14 protein-coding genes and 1 tRNA gene are annotated in these 17,912 nt (G+C 60.1%); 14 read left to right on the top strand and 1 reads right to left on the bottom strand.

What is annotated here, in order from left to right:
- From EO99_RS27770 to EO99_RS0124600, 11 genes are all read left to right on the top strand, one after another.
- A partial coding sequence (locus tag EO99_RS27770) for an EF-Tu C-terminal domain-related protein (protein ID WP_156034904.1) occupies positions 1–77 on the top strand: 77 nt, incomplete at its 5' end.
- 227 nt (positions 78–304) lie between these two features.
- Positions 305–380 (top strand) — tRNA-Trp (locus EO99_RS0124645).
- A gap of 193 nt (positions 381–573) precedes the next feature.
- On the top strand, positions 574–774 hold the full coding sequence (gene secE, locus EO99_RS0124640; RefSeq protein ID WP_029621206.1) for a preprotein translocase subunit SecE: 201 nt from the start codon (positions 574–576) through the stop codon (positions 772–774).
- Between the two features lie 14 nt (positions 775–788).
- Entirely contained in the window at positions 789–1,319 is a 531-nt protein-coding gene (nusG, locus tag EO99_RS0124635) for a transcription termination/antitermination protein NusG (protein WP_029621205.1), read from the top strand.
- A 145-nt stretch (positions 1,320–1,464) separates the two neighbouring features.
- Entirely contained in the window at positions 1,465–1,896 is a 432-nt protein-coding gene (gene rplK / locus EO99_RS0124630; RefSeq protein WP_029621204.1) for a 50S ribosomal protein L11, read from the top strand.
- A 2-nt stretch (positions 1,897–1,898) separates the two neighbouring features.
- Positions 1,899–2,594 (top strand): 50S ribosomal protein L1, encoded by a 696-nt coding sequence (rplA, locus tag EO99_RS0124625; protein WP_029621203.1) that lies wholly within the window; start codon positions 1,899–1,901, stop codon positions 2,592–2,594.
- Between the two features lie 335 nt (positions 2,595–2,929).
- Positions 2,930–3,448, top strand: coding sequence for a 50S ribosomal protein L10 (gene rplJ, locus EO99_RS0124620; protein WP_029621202.1), 519 nt, complete (start codon positions 2,930–2,932; stop codon positions 3,446–3,448).
- Positions 3,449–3,508: 60 nt separating this feature from the next.
- Positions 3,509–3,886, top strand: a complete 378-nt coding sequence (gene rplL / locus EO99_RS0124615; protein ID WP_029621201.1) for a 50S ribosomal protein L7/L12 — start codon at positions 3,509–3,511, stop codon at positions 3,884–3,886.
- Positions 3,887–4,137: 251 nt separating this feature from the next.
- On the top strand, positions 4,138–8,298 hold the full coding sequence (gene rpoB / locus EO99_RS0124610; protein WP_029621200.1) for a DNA-directed RNA polymerase subunit beta: 4,161 nt from the start codon (positions 4,138–4,140) through the stop codon (positions 8,296–8,298).
- A 180-nt stretch (positions 8,299–8,478) separates the two neighbouring features.
- Positions 8,479–12,687, top strand: coding sequence for a DNA-directed RNA polymerase subunit beta' (gene rpoC / locus EO99_RS0124605; RefSeq protein WP_029621199.1), 4,209 nt, complete (start codon positions 8,479–8,481; stop codon positions 12,685–12,687).
- 179 nt (positions 12,688–12,866) lie between these two features.
- A complete protein-coding gene (locus EO99_RS0124600; protein WP_029621198.1) occupies positions 12,867–13,928 on the top strand; it encodes a cytochrome-c peroxidase in 1,062 nt (353 codons plus the stop codon).
- Between the two features lie 64 nt (positions 13,929–13,992).
- On the opposite strand, the gene EO99_RS0124595 is transcribed toward EO99_RS0124600, so the two are convergent.
- A complete protein-coding gene (locus EO99_RS0124595) occupies positions 13,993–14,289 on the bottom strand; it encodes a hypothetical protein (protein ID WP_029621197.1) in 297 nt (98 codons plus the stop codon).
- A 473-nt stretch (positions 14,290–14,762) separates the two neighbouring features.
- Between EO99_RS0124595 and rpsL the strand changes: the two genes are divergently transcribed.
- The 3 genes from rpsL to fusA all read left to right on the top strand — a co-directional run bounded on the left by rpsL (position 14,763) and on the right by fusA (position 17,817).
- Positions 14,763–15,134 carry a 30S ribosomal protein S12 gene (gene rpsL, locus EO99_RS0124590; protein ID WP_003507760.1) on the top strand — a complete coding sequence of 124 codons (372 nt, stop codon included), beginning with the start codon at positions 14,763–14,765 and terminating at the stop codon, positions 15,132–15,134.
- Between the two features lie 79 nt (positions 15,135–15,213).
- Positions 15,214–15,684 carry a 30S ribosomal protein S7 gene (gene rpsG / locus EO99_RS0124585; protein ID WP_029621196.1) on the top strand — a complete coding sequence of 157 codons (471 nt, stop codon included), beginning with the start codon at positions 15,214–15,216 and terminating at the stop codon, positions 15,682–15,684.
- A gap of 33 nt (positions 15,685–15,717) precedes the next feature.
- A complete protein-coding gene (fusA, locus tag EO99_RS0124580; RefSeq protein ID WP_029621195.1) occupies positions 15,718–17,817 on the top strand; it encodes an elongation factor G in 2,100 nt (699 codons plus the stop codon).
- The last annotated feature ends 95 nt before the right edge of the window (positions 17,818–17,912 follow it).

Here is a 17,912-nt window from a genome sequence, read left to right as displayed (position 1 = left end):
AAGAAAAGCTGCGCTTCGCGATCCGCGAAGGCGGCCGCACCGTCGGCGCCGGCATCGTCGCCTCGATCGTCGCCTAATCTGATCTCCCGAAAGGGAGAGGACAAGGCCCCGCCGGAAACGGCGGGGCTTTTGCTTTTTCTGCGGCGCTTTCGACGGGGCGGGCGTGTCATCGACCGGTGACATCCGGTGTCGGAAGAAACTCCTCCGCCCTGTCGTTTTTGCTCGAATAGTGCTTGTCATCGCCACGCAAGTTGAATATGAAGCCGCCTGTTCCGGTGGCGCTTTGCGCGGCGGGAATCTCTGAAGGGGTATAGCTCAGTTGGTAGAGCGGCGGTCTCCAAAACCGCAGGTCGTCGGTTCAAGCCCGGCTGCCCCTGCCAGTCTTTCTGTCGCGCGAATAGGTCGCTGCGATGTTGAGAGGCCGGGTTGTCGGCCGTTAGGTCGACGAATTTCATCGAACATCGATTCCCTCTTGTGAAAGAGGGGAGGGATGTTTATGTAGTGGCGAAACAGACACGCGGCGCGTGGGGCTGAGCAGTATCAGCTTTACGTGCCGTAATGGCGTGGACATAGATGGCTTCCAAAACCAATCCAATTCAGTTTCTGCAGCAGGTTCGCGCAGAGGCGTCGAAAATTACCTGGCCATCACGCCGCGAGACGATGATCTCGACGGCGATGGTCCTGTTGATGGTTATTTTCGCCGCTCTGTTTTTCTTTGCTGCCGACCAGCTTATCGGCTGGCTGATGGGCCTCGTGCTGAACGTCGGCAATTGATTGTGGAGATGAAGATGGCGGCGCGTTGGTACATCGTCCACGCATATTCGAATTTTGAAAAGAAGGTTGCCGAGGACATCGAGAACAAGGCGCGCCAGAAGGGCCTGTCGCATCTCTTCGAAAAGATCCTTGTGCCGACCGAGAAGGTTGTCGAAATCCGCCGCGGCCGGAAAGTGGATTCGGAACGCAAGTTCTTCCCCGGCTACGTGCTGGTGCGGGCGAACCTGACGGACGAGGCTTACCACCTGATCAAGAACACGCCGAAGGTCACCGGCTTTCTGGGGTCCGACAGCAAGCCTGTTCCGATCCCAGACTTCGAGGCGGACCGTATCCTGGGCCAGGTCCAGGAAGGTGTGGAGCGGCCGAAGTCGTCCATCAGCTTCGAGATCGGCGAGCAGGTTCGTGTTTCCGACGGTCCTTTCGCCTCGTTCAATGGCACCGTGCAGGATGTCGACGAGGAGCGTTCGCGCCTCAAGGTCGAAGTCTCGATCTTTGGCCGCGCGACACCCGTCGAGCTTGAATACGCTCAGGTCGAGAAGGTCTGAGCGAAAGGGAAGGGAACTTCCCGACCGCGTGGGAGGATGGCAGCCTTTAGCCGGGCTTGTCCAGACGCACCACGCAACCGCAGCCGCCGGCCTCGTGCCGGCACAGGTGGCCGGGAAACCGGTCTAAGTAGAAAGGCAGAGAGTTATGGCTAAGAAAGTTGCAGGCCAGCTCAAGCTTCAGGTCAAGGCAGGATCGGCAAACCCGTCCCCGCCAATCGGCCCGGCGCTTGGTCAGCGTGGCATTAACATCATGGAATTCTGCAAGGCGTTCAATGCCGCCACGCAGGAAATGGAAAAGGGCATGCCGATCCCGGTCGTCATCACCTATTTCCAGGACAAGTCCTTCACCTTCGCAATGAAGCAGCCGCCGGTTACCTACTGGCTGAAGAAGGAAGCAAAGATCACCTCCGGCTCGAAGACGCCGGGCAAGGGTAGCAACGCCGGTACGATCACCAAGGCGCAGGTCCGGGCTATTGCCGAAGGCAAGATGAAGGATCTGAACGCTGCTGACATCGAAGGCGCAATGCTGATGGTTGAGGGCTCTGCCCGCTCCATGGGCCTGGAAGTGGTGGGCTGATCATGGTCAAGGTTGCAAAGCGTATTCAGAAGATCCGTGAAGGCATCGATCCGACCAAGCTGGTCGCGCTGACGGATGCCATCTCGCTGGTCAAGGAACGGGCGACAGCCAAGTTCGACGAGACCGTAGAGATCGCCATGAACCTCGGCGTTGATCCGCGTCATGCCGACCAGATGGTCCGTGGCGTCGTCAATCTTCCGAACGGCACGGGCCGCGACGTTCGCGTTGCCGTCTTCGCACGTGGCGCCAAGGCTGATGAAGCCACGGCTGCTGGTGCCGACATCGTCGGTGCAGAAGACCTGGTCGAGATCGTTCAGGGCGGCAAGATCGACTTCGATCGTTGCATCGCCACCCCGGACATGATGCCGCTCGTCGGTCGCCTCGGTAAGGTTCTCGGCCCGCGTGGCATGATGCCGAACCCGAAGGTTGGCACGGTCACCATGGACGTTGCCGGTGCCGTCAAGGCATCCAAGGGCGGTGCCGTTGAGTTCCGCGTCGAGAAGGCCGGTATCATCCATGCCGGTATCGGCAAGGCCTCGTTCGACGCCAAGGCGCTCGAAGAAAACATCAAGGCTTTCGCTGACGCCGTCGTCAAGGCAAAGCCTGCCGGTGCGAAGGGCAACTACGTCAAGCGCGTAGCCATCTCCTCGACCATGGGCCCGGGCGTCAAGATCGATCCGTCGACCGTTACGGTCTGATCACGTTACTCCCGGGCTCGCCCGGGTGAAAGAATTCCCGGTCCCTCGGGGCCGGGAATTTCCAGGGAAACCTGGAACTCCTGTCCGAGATTGTGGGCGGCCTTCGGGCCTTAATACATGCCTGCATGAGACGGGTAAGACCCGATTTTAGGAGGCTCAGGCTTCCGGTGATCGGTTCGAGCCTTGTGTGCCTTGTGCCTGGAGCCGTTGAGGTGACAGTGCGAGGGGACAGGATCCTCAAGCGTCGCTTGGGATCTTGAAGAGAAGATCCCTAGGGGCAAAAGGCAAACCGATGGGGCCTGCATGATTGCGGTCCCGTCAACTGGAGACAGACAGTGGAAAGAGCGGAAAAACGCGAATTCGTCACGGAGCTGAGCGAAGTCTTTAAGGCTTCCGGTTCGGTTGTCGTGGCCCACTATGCTGGTGTCACAGTTGCGCAAATGAACGACTTTCGTTCGAAAATGCGTGCTGCTGGCGGCACCGTCAAAGTCGCGAAGAACCGCCTGGCCAAGATCGCTCTTCAGGGCACGGAGTCGGAAGGGATGTCGGACCTGTTCAAGGGTCAGACGCTCATCGCTTACAGCGAAGATCCCATCACCGCTCCGAAGGTCGTCATGGATTTCGCCAAGACCAACGACAAGATCGTTGTCCTGGGCGGCTCCATGGGAGCAACCACGCTCAGCGCAGATGCAGTCAAGTCGCTTGCGACCCTGCCTTCGCTGGACGAGCTGCGTGCAAAGCTGCTGGGCATGATCCAGACGCCGGCTACGCGCATCGCTGGCGTTGTTCAGGCACCGGCAGCTCAGCTTGCTCGCGTGTTCGCAGCCTACGCCAAGAAGGACGAAGCCGCTTAAGGCGGTTTTTCGCTGTAGATATCAAACCAGTTCGAACCGAACACAAAAGGAACTACTAAAATGGCTGATCTCGCAAAGATCGTTGAAGACCTCTCCTCGCTGACCGTCCTGGAAGCTGCTGAGCTGTCCAAGATGCTCGAAGAGAAGTGGGGCGTTTCCGCAGCTGCACCAGTGGCTGCTGCTGCTGCTGGCGGCGGTGCTGCTCCGGCTGCTGCCGAAGAAGAAAAGACTGAGTTCGACGTCATCCTCACGGAAGCCGGCGCGAACAAGATCAACGTCATCAAGGAAGTCCGCGCCATCACCGGCCTGGGCCTCAAGGAAGCCAAGGACCTCGTCGAGGGTGCTCCGAAGGCTGTCAAGGAAGCCGTCTCCAAGGCTGAAGCCGCTGACCTCAAGAAGAAGCTTGAGGACGCCGGCGCCAAGGTCGACGTTAAGTAATCTGGAAGAAGTCGGGAGAGGGCTTATGTCCTCTCCCGATGCTCGTTCCTCCGAACGTTTTACCCAAAAGCCCGTGAAACGGCTTTTGGGTAATGGGTTCTTCAAGAGGATGGTCTTCGCCCGAAACGACCGGCAATCCGGCTGGCGGTTCGGGAGGTAAGACGAGATTTGAACCACCCATGATAGACGGGATCGACTGGCCATCGAATTCCGTCCGTTGCAGGCCCGGATGCAGTTTTGAAGGAGCGACGATGGCTCAGACCCTTTCGTTCAATGGTCGCAGGCGCGTACGCAAGTTTTTTGGTAAAATCCCCGAAGTCGCAGAAATGCCGAACCTCATCGAGGTTCAGAAGGCATCCTACGACCAGTTTCTCATGGTCGAAGAACCCGAAGGTGGTCGTCCGGACGAAGGTCTGAACGCTGTTTTCCGGTCGGTGTTCCCGATCACCGATTTCTCCGGCGCCTCCATGCTGGAATTCGTGTCCTATGAATTCGAGCCCCCGAAGTTCGACGTCGAGGAATGCCGTCAGCGCGATCTGACCTATGCAGCGCCGCTCAAGGTGACGCTTCGCCTGATCGTGTTCGATATCGACGAGGATACGGGCGCCAAGTCCATCAAGGACATCAAGGAACAGTCCGTGTACATGGGCGACATGCCGCTCATGACCAACAACGGCACCTTCATCGTCAACGGCACCGAGCGTGTCATCGTCTCGCAGATGCACCGCTCGCCGGGCGTCTTCTTCGACCACGACAAGGGCAAGAGCCATTCCTCGGGCAAGCTGCTGTTTGCTGCCCGCGTCATCCCTTACCGCGGTTCGTGGCTCGACATCGAGTTCGACGCCAAGGACATCGTCTACGCCCGCATCGACCGTCGCCGCAAGATTCCGGCAACCTCGCTGCTGATGGCGCTTGGCATGGACGGCGAAGAGATCCTGTCGACCTTCTACACGAAGTCCAATTACGTTCGTGATGGCGACGGCTGGCGCATTCCCTTCCAGCCCGAGACGCTGAAGGGCGCAAAGACCCTTTCCGACATGATCGACGCCGACACCGGCGAAGTGGTCGTCGAATCCGGCAAGAAGCTCACCCCGCGCCTGCTCCGTCAGCTGACGGACAAGGGCCTGAAGGCGCTTCGTGCCAGCGACGAGGATCTCGTCGGCAACTTCGTGGCCGAGGACATCGTCAACCCGGAGACGGGTGAAGTCTACCTGGAAGCCGGCGAAGAGCTGGAAATGGCGCTCGACGCCAAGTCCGGCGAACGCAAGGGCAATCTCGTCGACCTCATGAAGCTCGGCTTCACCGAGATCCCGATCCTCGACATCGACCACATCAACGTCGGCGCCTACATCCGCAACACGCTGGTGGCAGACAAGAACGAGAACCGTCAGGAAGCCTTGTTCGACATCTACCGCGTCATGCGTCCGGGCGAACCGCCGACCATGGAATCGGCCGAAGCCATGTTCAACTCGCTGTTCTTCGACAGCGAGCGCTATGACCTGTCCGCCGTTGGCCGCGTCAAGATGAACATGCGTCTCGACCTCGACGCTCCCGACACCATGCGCACGCTGCGCAAGGAAGACATCCTGGCCGTGGTCCGGATGCTGGTCGAACTGCGCGACGGCAAGGGCGAGATCGACGACATCGACAACCTCGGCAACCGCCGTGTGCGTTCGGTCGGCGAGCTCATGGAAAACCAGTACCGTCTGGGCCTGCTGCGCATGGAACGCGCGATCAAGGAACGCATGTCGTCGATCGAGATCGACACCGTCATGCCGCAGGACCTGATCAACGCCAAGCCGGCAGCGGCCGCGGTGCGCGAATTCTTCGGCTCCTCGCAGCTGTCGCAGTTCATGGACCAGGTGAACCCGCTCTCGGAAATCACCCACAAGCGACGTCTCTCGGCTCTTGGACCGGGTGGTCTGACCCGCGAGCGCGCCGGCTTCGAAGTCCGCGACGTTCACCCGACCCACTACGGCCGTATCTGCCCGATCGAGACGCCGGAAGGCCCGAACATCGGTCTGATCAACTCGCTGGCCACCTTCGCCCGGGTCAACAAGTACGGCTTCATCGAAAGCCCGTACCGCAAGATCGTCGACGGCGTCGTCACCAAGGAAGTGCTCTACCTCTCCGCTATGGAAGAGGCGAAGTACTACGTGGCACAGGCGAATGCCGAGCTCGACGCGAACGGCTCCTTCGTCGAAGAGTTCGTCGTCTGCCGTCATGCCGGCGAAGTCATGCTGTCGCCGCGCGACACCATCAACCTGATGGACGTCTCGCCGAAGCAGCTCGTGTCGGTCGCCGCCGCTCTGATTCCGTTCCTGGAAAACGACGACGCCAACCGCGCTCTGATGGGTTCCAACATGCAGCGTCAGGCCGTGCCACTGGTGCGTGCCGAAGCGCCGTTCGTCGGCACCGGCATGGAGCCGGTCGTTGCCCGTGACTCCGGTGCTGCCATCGCAGCCCGTCGTGGCGGCGTGGTCGACCAGGTCGATGCGACCCGTATCGTTATCCGCGCGACGGAAGATCTCGATGCGGGCAAGTCCGGCGTTGATATCTACCGCCTGCAGAAGTTCCAGCGCTCCAACCAGAACACCTGCGTCAACCAGCGTCCGCTGGTCGCCGTCGGCGACATTCTGAACAAGGGCGACATCATCGCTGACGGTCCGTCGACCGATCTCGGTGACTTGGCTCTCGGCCGCAATGCGCTCGTCGCGTTCATGCCCTGGAACGGCTACAACTACGAAGACTCCATCCTGCTCTCCGAGCGGATCGTCTCCGACGACGTGTTCACCTCCATCCACATCGAAGAGTTCGAAGTGATGGCGCGTGACACCAAGCTTGGTCCGGAAGAAATCACGCGCGACATTCCGAACGTTTCGGAAGAAGCGCTGAAGAACCTCGACGAAGCCGGTATCGTCTACATCGGTGCGGAAGTGACCCCTGGCGACATTCTTGTCGGCAAGATCACTCCGAAGGGCGAAAGCCCGATGACGCCGGAAGAGAAGCTTCTGCGCGCCATCTTCGGTGAGAAGGCTTCGGACGTTCGCGACACCTCCATGCGCATGCCTCCGGGCACGTTCGGTACGGTCGTCGAAGTGCGCGTCTTCAACCGTCACGGCGTCGAGAAGGACGAACGTGCGATGGCGATCGAGCGCGAGGAAATTGAAACCCTCGCCAAGGACCGTGACGACGAACAGGCAATTCTCGACCGCAACGTCTATGGCCGTCTCACGGACATGCTGCGCGGCCAGAATTCGGTTGCCGGTCCGAAGGGCTTCAAGAAGGGCGGCGAACTGACCAATGCCGTGATCTCGGAGTACCCGCGGTCGCAGTGGTGGATGTTTGCCGTCGAGGACGAGAAGGTCCAGGCCGAGATCGAAGCTCTGCGGGGCCAGTACGATGAGTCCAAGTCGCGCCTTGAACAGCGCTTCATGGACAAGGTCGAAAAGGTCCAGCGCGGCGACGAAATGCCTCCGGGCGTCATGAAGATGGTCAAGGTCTTCGTTGCTGTGAAGCGCAAGATCCAGCCGGGCGACAAGATGGCTGGCCGTCACGGCAACAAGGGCGTCGTGTCGCGCATCGTACCGGTTGAGGACATGCCGTTCCTCGAAGACGGCACGCATGTCGACATCGTTCTGAACCCGCTCGGCGTGCCGTCGCGCATGAACGTCGGTCAGATCCTCGAAACCCACCTGGCCTGGGCTTGCGCCGGCATGGGCAAGAAGATCGGCCAGATGCTCGAGGAGTACAAGAAGTCGAGCGACATCACCGACCTGAAGCGCGAGCTGCGGGAAACCTACGAAAGCATGGCCAACGACGAAGTTGCAAACTTCGACGATGAGTCGCTTGTCCGGCTTGCCGAACAGTCAAAGGGCGGTGTGTCGATTGCGACGCCTGTCTTCGACGGTGCGCACGAGCCAGACGTTGCTGCCATGCTGACGAGGGCGGGTCTCGACCCGTCGGGTCAGTCTGTCCTTTACGACGGACGTACCGGTGAAGCCTTCGACCGCAAGGTCACCGTCGGCTACATGTACATGATCAAGTTGAACCACCTTGTGGACGACAAGATCCATGCCCGTTCGATCGGCCCGTACTCGCTCGTCACCCAGCAGCCGCTTGGTGGTAAGGCACAGTTCGGCGGTCAGCGCTTCGGCGAAATGGAGGTCTGGGCTCTGGAAGCCTATGGTGCCGCCTATACGCTGCAGGAAATGCTGACCGTGAAGTCGGATGACGTGGCAGGCCGTACCAAGGTCTACGAGGCGATCGTCCGTGGCGACGATACCTTCGAGGCGGGCATTCCCGAGAGCTTCAACGTTCTCGTCAAGGAAATGCGGTCTCTGGGTCTCTCCGTCGAGCTCGAGAACTCGAAGCTGGACGAAGCCGCGCAACTGCCGGACGCAGCCGAATAATCTCCAAAATGGCGCGCGCTGCCTGACAGCGCGCGCCAACCCTGTCCCGACGTGATCGAAGGGCAGGGAACTTTCGCCGCATTTTGCGGCTAAGACCGTTTTTGAGCGTCGGATCCTTCTCCCGGGAATTGGAGGATCACGATCGCAAGCTGAGGGCTTACGCCCCATAAGGAGATAGGCATGAACCAAGAGGTCATGAACCTTTTCAACCCGTCGGTACCGGCGCAGCATTTCGATTCCATCCGGATTTCGATTGCCAGCCCCGAGAAGATTCTCTCCTGGTCCTTTGGCGAGATCAAGAAGCCGGAGACCATCAACTACCGGACGTTCAAGCCGGAACGCGATGGCCTGTTCTGCGCGCGCATCTTTGGACCGATCAAGGACTACGAGTGCCTGTGCGGCAAGTACAAGCGCATGAAGTACAAGGGCATCATCTGCGAAAAGTGCGGCGTCGAAGTCACGCTGTCGCGCGTTCGCCGCGAACGCATGGGCCACATCGAACTCGCTGCACCGGTTGCCCACATCTGGTTCCTGAAGTCCCTGCCGAGCCGCATCTCCACGCTGCTCGACATGACGCTGAAGGATGTCGAGCGCGTTCTCTACTTCGAAAACTACATCGTCACCGAGCCGGGCCTGACCTCCCTCAAGGAGAACCAGCTTCTCTCTGAAGAAGAGTACATGATCGCCGTCGACGAGTTCGGCGAAGATCAGTTTACCGCGATGATCGGTGCCGAGGCCATCTTCGAGATGCTGGCCTCGATGAACCTCGAGAAGATCGCCGGCGACCTGCGCGCGGAACTGGCCGATACGACGTCGGATCTGAAGCAGAAGAAGCTGATGAAGCGGCTGAAGATCGTCGAGAACTTCATCGAATCCGGCAACCGCCCGGAATGGATGATCATGAAGGTCGTTCCCGTGATCCCGCCGGACCTGCGTCCGCTGGTTCCGCTGGACGGCGGCCGCTTTGCGACCTCCGACCTGAACGATCTCTACCGTCGCGTGATCAACCGTAACAACCGTCTGAAGCGCCTGATCGAACTGCGCGCGCCGGGCATCATCATCCGCAACGAAAAGCGCATGCTGCAGGAATCTGTGGACGCGCTGTTCGACAACGGCCGTCGTGGCCGCGTCATCACCGGCGCCAACAAGCGTCCGCTGAAGTCGCTCTCCGACATGCTCAAGGGCAAGCAGGGTCGCTTCCGCCAGAACCTTCTCGGCAAGCGCGTCGACTATTCCGGCCGTTCGGTCATCGTGACCGGTCCGGAACTGAAGCTGCACCAGTGCGGCCTGCCGAAGAAGATGGCGCTCGAACTGTTCAAGCCGTTCATCTACGCCCGCCTCGACGCCAAGGGTTACTCCTCGACCGTCAAGCAGGCCAAGAAGCTCGTCGAGAAGGAACGTCCGGAAGTCTGGGATATCCTCGACGAGGTCATCCGCGAGCATCCGGTCCTGTTGAACCGCGCACCGACGCTGCACCGCCTGGGCATCCAGGCCTTCGAGCCGATCCTGGTCGAAGGCAAGGCGATCCAGTTGCACCCGCTCGTCTGCACGGCCTTCAACGCCGACTTCGACGGCGACCAGATGGCCGTTCACGTGCCGCTGTCGCTGGAAGCCCAGCTTGAAGCCCGCGTTCTGATGATGTCGACGAACAACATCCTGCACCCGGCCAACGGTGCACCGATCATCGTTCCGTCGCAGGACATGGTTCTCGGCCTGTACTACCTGTCGATCGTCAACCAGAACGAGCCGGGCGAAGGCATGGTCTTCTCCGACATGGGCGAATTGCACCATGCTCTTGAGAACAAGATCGTCACCCTGCACTCCAAGATCCGCGGACGCTTCAAGTCCGTCGACGAGGAGGGCAAGCCCTACTCGAAGATCTTCGAAACGACGCCAGGCCGCATGATCATCGGCGAGCTCCTGCCCAAGAACGGCAAGGTGCCCTTCGATATCTGCAACCAGGAAATGACCAAGAAGAACATCTCCAAGATGATCGACGCGGTCTACCGTCACTGCGGCCAGAAGGACACGGTCATCTTCTGCGACCGTATCATGCAGCTCGGCTTCACCCACGCCTGCAAGGCTGGCATTTCGTTCGGCAAGGACGACATGATCATCCCGGAAACCAAGGTGAAGATCGTTGGTGATACCGAGTCCCTGGTCAAGGAATACGAGCAGCAGTACAACGACGGCCTGATCACTCAGGGCGAGAAGTACAACAAGGTCGTCGACGCTTGGGGCAAGGCAACCGAAAAGGTCGCGGAAGACATGATGGCCCGCATTAAGGCCGTCGAGTTCGATCCCGAGACCGGTCGCCAGAAGCAGATGAACGCCATCTACATGATGTCCCACTCCGGTGCGCGTGGTTCTCCGAACCAGATGCGTCAGCTGGGCGGCATGCGCGGCCTCATGGCCAAGCCGTCGGGTGAAATCATCGAGACGCCGATCATCTCGAACTTCAAGGAAGGCCTGACCGTGAACGAGTACTTCAACTCGACGCACGGTGCCCGTAAGGGTCTTGCAGACACCGCCCTGAAGACCGCGAACTCCGGTTACCTGACCCGTCGTCTCGTCGACGTCGCGCAGGATTGCATCGTCAACTCCGTCGATTGCGGCACCGACAAGGGCCTCACCATGACGGCGATCATCGATGCAGGCCAGGTCGTGGCTTCGATCGGCGCCCGCGTCCTCGGTCGTACGGCGCTCGACGATATCGATCATCCTGTCACGGGTGAGCGTATCGTCGATGCCGGCCAGATGATCCTCGAGCCACATGTCGTGGAAATCGAGAAGGCCGGTATCCAGTCGATCCGTATTCGTTCCGCTCTGACCTGCGAAGTTCAGACGGGCGTCTGCTCGATCTGCTACGGCCGAGATCTGGCCCGTGGTACGCCGGTCAACATGGGTGAAGCCGTCGGCGTCATCGCAGCACAGTCGATTGGCGAGCCGGGCACCCAGCTCACCATGCGTACCTTCCACTTGGGCGGTACCGCGACCGTGGTCGACCAGTCGTTCCTCGAAGCCTCCTACGAGGGCACCGTCCAGGTGAAGAACCGCAACATGCTGCGCAATTCCGACGGCGTGCTCGTGGCCATGGGTCGTAACATGTCCGTCGCCCTCCTTGATGAGCGCGGCATCGAACGGTCCTCGCAGCGTGTTGCCTACGGCTCCAAGCTGTTTGTCGACGACGGCGACAAGGTCAAGCGCGGCCAGCGTCTCGCCGAGTGGGATCCCTACACCCGCCCGATGATGACGGAAGTCGAGGGGATTGCCCAGTTCGAGGACGTGGTCGATTCCGTCTCGGTCACCGAATCGACGGACGAATCCACCGGCATCACCAAGCGTCAGGTCATCGACTGGCGTTCGACGCCACGCGGCAACGATCTGAAGCCGGCAATCGTGATCAAGGATGAGTCCGGCAACGTGCTGAAGCTTGCCCGTGGTGGCGAAGCTCGCTTCATGCTGTCGGTGGACGCGATCCTGTCGATCGAGCCCGGTCAGAAGGTCAGCCAGGGTGACGTGCTTGCGCGTGTTCCTCTGGAAAGCGCCAAGACCAAGGACATCACCGGTGGTCTGCCGCGTGTTGCCGAACTGTTCGAGGCTCGTCGTCCGAAGGATCACGCCATCATCGCTGAGATCGATGGTACGATCCGCCTCGGCCGCGACTACAAGAACAAGCGTCGCGTGATGATCGAGCCTGCCGAAGATGGTGTCGAGCCGGTCGAATACCTGATCCCGAAGGGCAAGCCCTTCCACCTTCAGGAAGGCGACTACATCGAAAAGGGCGACTACATCCTCGACGGCAATCCTGCGCCGCACGACATCCTGGCGATCAAGGGCGTGGAAGCACTTGCTTCCTACCTCGTCAACGAGATCCAGGAAGTCTACCGACTGCAGGGCGTTGTGATCAACGACAAGCACATCGAGGTGATCGTTCGTCAGATGCTGCAGAAGGTGGAAGTCACCGATGCGGGCGACAGCCAGTACATCGTCGGCGACAACGTCGACCGTATCGAGCTGGATGACCTGAACGAGGTTCTGGTTGCGGAAGGCAAGCGTCCGGCTGCGGGCGATCCTGTCCTCCTCGGCATCACCAAGGCTTCGCTGCAGACGCCGTCGTTCATCTCGGCCGCATCCTTCCAGGAGACCACCAAGGTCCTCACGGAAGCTGCGATCGCCGGCAAGACCGACACGCTGCAGGGTCTGAAGGAGAACGTCATCGTTGGCCGCCTGATCCCGGCCGGTACCGGCGGTACCATGACGCAGATCCGCCGCATCGCGACATCGCGCGACGAGATGATCCTCGAGGAGCGTCGCAAGAGCTCCGGTGCCTCGGCAGCAACGCCGATGCTTCAAGAACTGTCGGGCGAAAACACGCCCGCCGAGTAAGGCGGGTTCGGGTGCCGGTCTGCGGCACCTCCCCAATTGACAAAAGAAAGGCGCCGGGAGAAATCTCGGCGCCTTTCGGTTTTCCGTAGTCGGGACTGCTAATGTATTGACCTCCCTCAACGCATCGAGGAGCCAGCCTTCTAGATCTGGAACCGTTCAAAAAACGAACGGAGGCTCTTATGAAAAACCTGTTGTCGTCGGTAGCCATCAGCGTCCTGCTGGCCACCGCGGCCGTCGCGGCCGAACCGGTCCCGGCCGGTCTGCGCGACACCGCCATCGAACTCTTCAAACCACTGCCGTCCACCATTCCATCGGTCAAGGACAACAAGATCACCCCGGAAAAGATTGCCCTCGGCAAGGCTCTCTTCTTCGATCCCCGGATCTCGGCATCCGGCGTCTTCTCCTGCAACTCATGCCACAACGTGGGTACGGGCGGGGATGACAACCTCGAAACCTCGATCGGCCATGGCTGGCAGAAGGGCCCGCGCAATTCCCCGACCGTCTTCAACGCCGTCTTCAATGTCGCCCAGTTCTGGGATGGACGTGCGGAAGATCTGAAGGCGCAGGCCAAGGGCCCGGTGCAGGCGGGTGTCGAAATGGCCAATACGCCGGCCGCCGTCACCCTGACGCTGAAGTCCATGCCGGACTACGTCGCATGGTTCAAAGCCGCGTTCCCCGATGAAGAGGATCCGGTGACGTTCGACAATTTCGCCAGAGCCATTGAGGCGTTCGAGGCGACGCTGATCACGCCGGCACCCTTCGACGCCTTCCTGAATGGCGACGAGGATGCAATGACGGTCGAGGCGAAGCAGGGCCTCGCCCTGTTCATGGACAAGGGCTGTGCCTCCTGCCATGCGGGCATCAACGTCGGCGGTGAGGGGTACTATCCCTTCGGCCTGATCGAGAAGCCCGGTGCCGATGTGCTGCCCGAGAACGACAAGGGCCGTTTTGCGGTGACCAACACCGCCGACGACTCCTACGTCTTCCGCGCAGCGCCGCTGCGCAACATCGCGCTGACGGCGCCCTACTTCCATTCCGGAAAGGTCTGGGATCTGAAGCAGGCGGTCGCGGTGATGGGGACGGCGCAGCTCGGCGAGGAGCTTCAGGAGGAAGAGGTGGAGCTGATCGTCGCCTTCCTGAACTCGCTGACCGGCAAGATGCCTGAGATCAGCTATCCGGTCCTGCCGGCTGAGACCGCCGACACGCCGCGGCCGATCAGCATCATCCCGACGTCGCAATGAAACAACAACAAAGCTGACGTTGACAGCAGCATCCGCCGGTCATCCGGCGGATGCTGCGCATCGGCTATTCGTCGAAACGGATGATGGCGACTTCACCTTCGAGCGCACCCTGATAGGCGGAAGCATGCGGCTCCTCGACGGGCTCCTCCTGGAGTACGCCGATCTGATCCAGTTCCGCTTCGATGAAGCCTTCTTCGGACAGGGCGTTCAACGCCTCGCGCACGGCAGAATCGTCGTCGGGCGCGCGCAGCATGATGTGCAGGTCGATGCCTTCGCTGTCCTTGACCTCGTAGGCCTTGCCGATGATGATGAACACCATGGGACCTTCGAGGTTGTTGTCGTTGTCGGGGGTGGTCATCATTTCATCTCCGTTGAAGGCTTGCCGTCGGATGGCGCACCGCGGGGGGCAGGGGATCCGGACCTGGATCAGGCGATTCCCGAACTTAGCCATGGTGGCTTGTGCAATCACGCCTTAAATCTTAACTTTGTGTCGCCAGAGCCGTTCCGGAAGGGCCAAAACCCATTATTTTCGGCATTGGTCTTGACGACAAAGGGGTAAAACAGTAAACGCCCCTCCATCGGAAGCAATGTGAGGCTAGTCCGTTCGGAACGACTCGTTCCGGAGTACGTCTCAAACACGCTTCCCGACGCACGTTGAAGACACGAATGCTGCACGCATGACGCATAAGGAATGCGTCCTCTGCTTTTTGTGGTCCATCCGGAAAACCGGCTTGGGCCACGTTTTGCGCATGAGACATGGTGTGTGTCACGGCCGGAGACGGCATCAGATTGGCCCGCAAGGGCTTGGAAGAAGATTTTGCAAGGGATGGTTATATGCCTACCGTAAACCAGCTGATCCGCAAGCCGCGTCAGGCACAGGTAAAGCGCAACAAGGTTCCTGCTCTGCAGGAAAACCCGCAGAAGCGTGGTGTTTGCACCCGCGTGTACACGACGACACCGAAGAAGCCGAACTCGGCTCTGCGTAAGGTCGCCAAGATCCGCCTGACGAATGGCTTCGAGGTCATCGGCTACATCCCGGGTGAGGGCCACAACCTTCAGGAACACTCTGTCGTGATGATCCGCGGCGGCCGCGTCAAGGATTTGCCGGGCGTTCGCTACCACATCATCCGCGGCGTTCTCGATACCCAGGGTGTCAAGAACCGCAAGCAGCGCCGTTCGAAGTACGGTGCAAAGCGTCCGAAGTAAGTCGGTCGTATTCAGTATTCCGGCGCTGCGCGAGGTTCTCCGCGTGATAAAGCGTCCCAACCGTTGAGAGACAAGAAGTATGTCCCGTCGCCACAGTGCAGAAAAGCGTGAGATCAACCCGGACCCGAAGTTCGGCGATCTGATCGTTACCAAGTTCATGAATGCCATCATGCTCCACGGCAAGAAGTCCGTGGCCGAGACCATCGTCTACGGTGCGTTTGACGCCGTGCAGGCCAAGGTCAAGCAGGAGCCGCTGGGTATCTTCCACACGGCCCTTGAGAACGTTGCCCCGCACGTTGAAGTCCGTTCGCGCCGCGTCGGTGGTGCCACCTACCAGGTCCCGGTCGACGTCCGTCCGGAGCGCCGCCAGGCCCTGGCGATCCGTTGGCTGATCGCTGCTGCTCGCAAGCGCAACGAGACCACCATGGTCGATCGTCTCTCGGGTGAACTCATGGATGCCGCCAACAACCGCGGCAGCGCCGTCAAGAAGCGTGAAGACACGCACAAGATGGCTGACGCCAACCGCGCGTTCTCGCACTACCGTTGGTAATCTAAGTCCGACCGAATTTCGAAAGGCAGTCCTATGGCTCGCGAATACAAAATCGAAGACTACCGAAATTTCGGTATCATGGCGCACATCGACGCCGGCAAGACCACGACCACCGAGCGTATCCTTTACTACACCGGTAAGTCGCACAAGATCGGCGAAGTCCACGACGGCGCGGCCACCATGGACTGGATGGAGCAGGAGCAGGAGCGTGGCATCACGATCACCTCCGCTGCCACCACGACCTTCTGGAAGGGTCGCGACGGCAAGATGCGCCGCTTCAACATCATCGACACCCCCGGCCACGTGGACTTCACGATCGAAGTCGAGCGTTCGCTGCGCGTTCTCGACGGTGCCATCGCGCTTCTCGACGCCAACGCCGGTGTCGAGCCGCAGACGGAAACCGTCTGGCGTCAGGCTGAGAAGTACCATGTCCCGCGCATGATCTTCTGCAACAAGATGGACAAGACCGGCGCCGACTTCTACCGCTCGGTCGAGATGATCAAGACCCGCCTGGGTGCGATCGCCGTCGTCATGCAGCTGCCGATCGGTGCTGAAAGCGAATTCAAGGGCGTGATCGACCTGATCGAGATGAATGCCCTGATCTGGCGCGACGAGTCGCTCGGCGCTGCCTGGGATGTTGTCGAGATCCCCGAGGACATGAAGGCCAAGGCGCAGGAATACCGCGAGAAGATGATCGAACAGGTCGTCGACATCGATGAAGCTGCCACCGAAGCCTATCTCGAAGGCATCATGCCCGACAACGAGCAGATCCGTGCGCTGGTTCGCCGTGGCACGATCGACGTCAAGTTCCATCCGATGTTCTGCGGCACGGCCTTCAAGAACAAGGGCATCCAGCCTTTGCTCGACGCCGTCGTCGAATATCTGCCGTCGCCGCTCGACATCCCTTCGATCAAGGGCATCGACGTCAAGACCGAACAGGAAATCGCGCGTCATCCGTCGGATGAAGAGCCGCTGTCGATGCTCGCGTTCAAGATCATGAACGACCCCTTCGTCGGCTCGCTGACCTTTGCCCGCATCTATTCCGGCAAGCTCGAAAAGGGCACGTCGGTGATGAACACGGTCAAGGAAAAGCGCGAACGCGTCGGCCGCATGCTGCAGATGCACTCCAACAGCCGTGAAGACATCGAGGAAGCCTTTGCTGGCGACATCGTTGCTCTGGCCGGCCTCAAGGAAACCACGACCGGCGACACGCTCTGCGATCCGCTGAATCAGGTCATCCTCGAGCGCATGGAGTTCCCTGAGCCGGTCATCCAGATCGCCATCGAACCGAAGACCAAGGGCGACCAGGAAAAGATGGGCCTCGCGCTCAACCGTCTGGCCGCCGAGGATCCGTCCTTCCGCGTCAAGACCGACGAGGAATCGGGTCAGACCATCATTGCCGGCATGGGCGAGCTGCATCTCGACATTCTCGTCGACCGCATGCGTCGTGAATTCAAGGTCGAGGCTACCGTCGGCGCGCCGCAGGTTGCCTACCGCGAAACCATCACCCGGACGCACGAAGAAGACTACACGCACAAGAAGCAGTCCGGTGGTACCGGCCAGTTCGCGCGCGTCAAGATCATCTTCGAACCCAATCCGGAAGGTGACGAGTTCAAGTTCGAGTCGAAGATCGTTGGTGGTTCCATTCCCAAGGAATACATCCCGGGCGTTCAGAAGGGCATCGAAAGCGTCATGTCCTCCGGTCCGCTGGCAGGCTTCCCGATGCTCGGCGTCAAGGCGACGCTGATTGACGGTGCCTTCCACGACGTGGACTCCTCGGTCCTCGCCTTCGAAATCGCATCGCGTGCCTGCTTCCGTGAGGCGGCCAAGAAGGCCGGCGCACAGCTGCTCGAGCCGATGATGAAGGTCGAAGTCGTCACCCCGGAAGACTACGTTGGCGACGTGATCGGCGACCTGAACTCCCGTCGCGGTCAGATCCAGGGCCAGGAAAGCCGCGGCATCGCCGTGGTCATCAATGCCCATGTGCCGCTGGCCAACATGTTCAAGTACGTCGACAACCTGCGTTCCATGTCGCAGGGCCGCGCCCAGTACACGATGACGTTCGATCATTATGCACCGGTGCCGAGCAACGTCGCGACGGAAATCCAGGCGAAGTACTCCGGTCAGAAGTGACCGGGGTAACCCTCTGAACCCATAAAGAATTTCCCTGAAAAGGGGCAAAGAACGGAGAGCCGGAAATGGCAAAGAGCAAGTTTGAGCGCAACAAG

Origin of the sequence: Pseudorhizobium marinum (genome assembly GCF_000705355.1) — a bacterium.
Classification (GTDB): Bacteria; Pseudomonadota; Alphaproteobacteria; order Rhizobiales; family Rhizobiaceae; genus Neorhizobium; species Neorhizobium pelagicum.
The sequence above is the reverse complement of the archived record's forward strand: the minus strand, read 5'-3'. Positions and strand labels throughout refer to the sequence as shown.

Excerpts from the sequence above, each read along its gene's own strand:
- rpoB (WP_029621200.1), top strand. The coding sequence starts at position 4,138 with ATGGCTCAGACCCTTTCGTTCAATGGTCGCAGGCGCGTACGCAAGTTT.
- EO99_RS0124600 (WP_029621198.1), top strand. The coding sequence starts at position 12,867 with ATGAAAAACCTGTTGTCGTCGGTAGCCATCAGCGTCCTGCTGGCCACC.
- fusA (WP_029621195.1), top strand. The coding sequence starts at position 15,718 with ATGGCTCGCGAATACAAAATCGAAGACTACCGAAATTTCGGTATCATG.
- rplK (WP_029621204.1), top strand. The coding sequence starts at position 1,465 with ATGGCTAAGAAAGTTGCAGGCCAGCTCAAGCTTCAGGTCAAGGCAGGA.
- rplA (WP_029621203.1), top strand. The coding sequence starts at position 1,899 with ATGGTCAAGGTTGCAAAGCGTATTCAGAAGATCCGTGAAGGCATCGAT.
- secE (WP_029621206.1), top strand. The coding sequence starts at position 574 with ATGGCTTCCAAAACCAATCCAATTCAGTTTCTGCAGCAGGTTCGCGCA.
- nusG (WP_029621205.1), top strand. The coding sequence starts at position 789 with ATGGCGGCGCGTTGGTACATCGTCCACGCATATTCGAATTTTGAAAAG.
- rpsG (WP_029621196.1), top strand. The coding sequence starts at position 15,214 with ATGTCCCGTCGCCACAGTGCAGAAAAGCGTGAGATCAACCCGGACCCG.
- rpoC (WP_029621199.1), top strand. The coding sequence starts at position 8,479 with ATGAACCAAGAGGTCATGAACCTTTTCAACCCGTCGGTACCGGCGCAG.
- rplL (WP_029621201.1), top strand. The coding sequence starts at position 3,509 with ATGGCTGATCTCGCAAAGATCGTTGAAGACCTCTCCTCGCTGACCGTC.
- EO99_RS0124595 (WP_029621197.1), bottom strand. The coding sequence starts at position 14,289 with ATGATGACCACCCCCGACAACGACAACAACCTCGAAGGTCCCATGGTG.
- rpsL (WP_003507760.1), top strand. The coding sequence starts at position 14,763 with ATGCCTACCGTAAACCAGCTGATCCGCAAGCCGCGTCAGGCACAGGTA.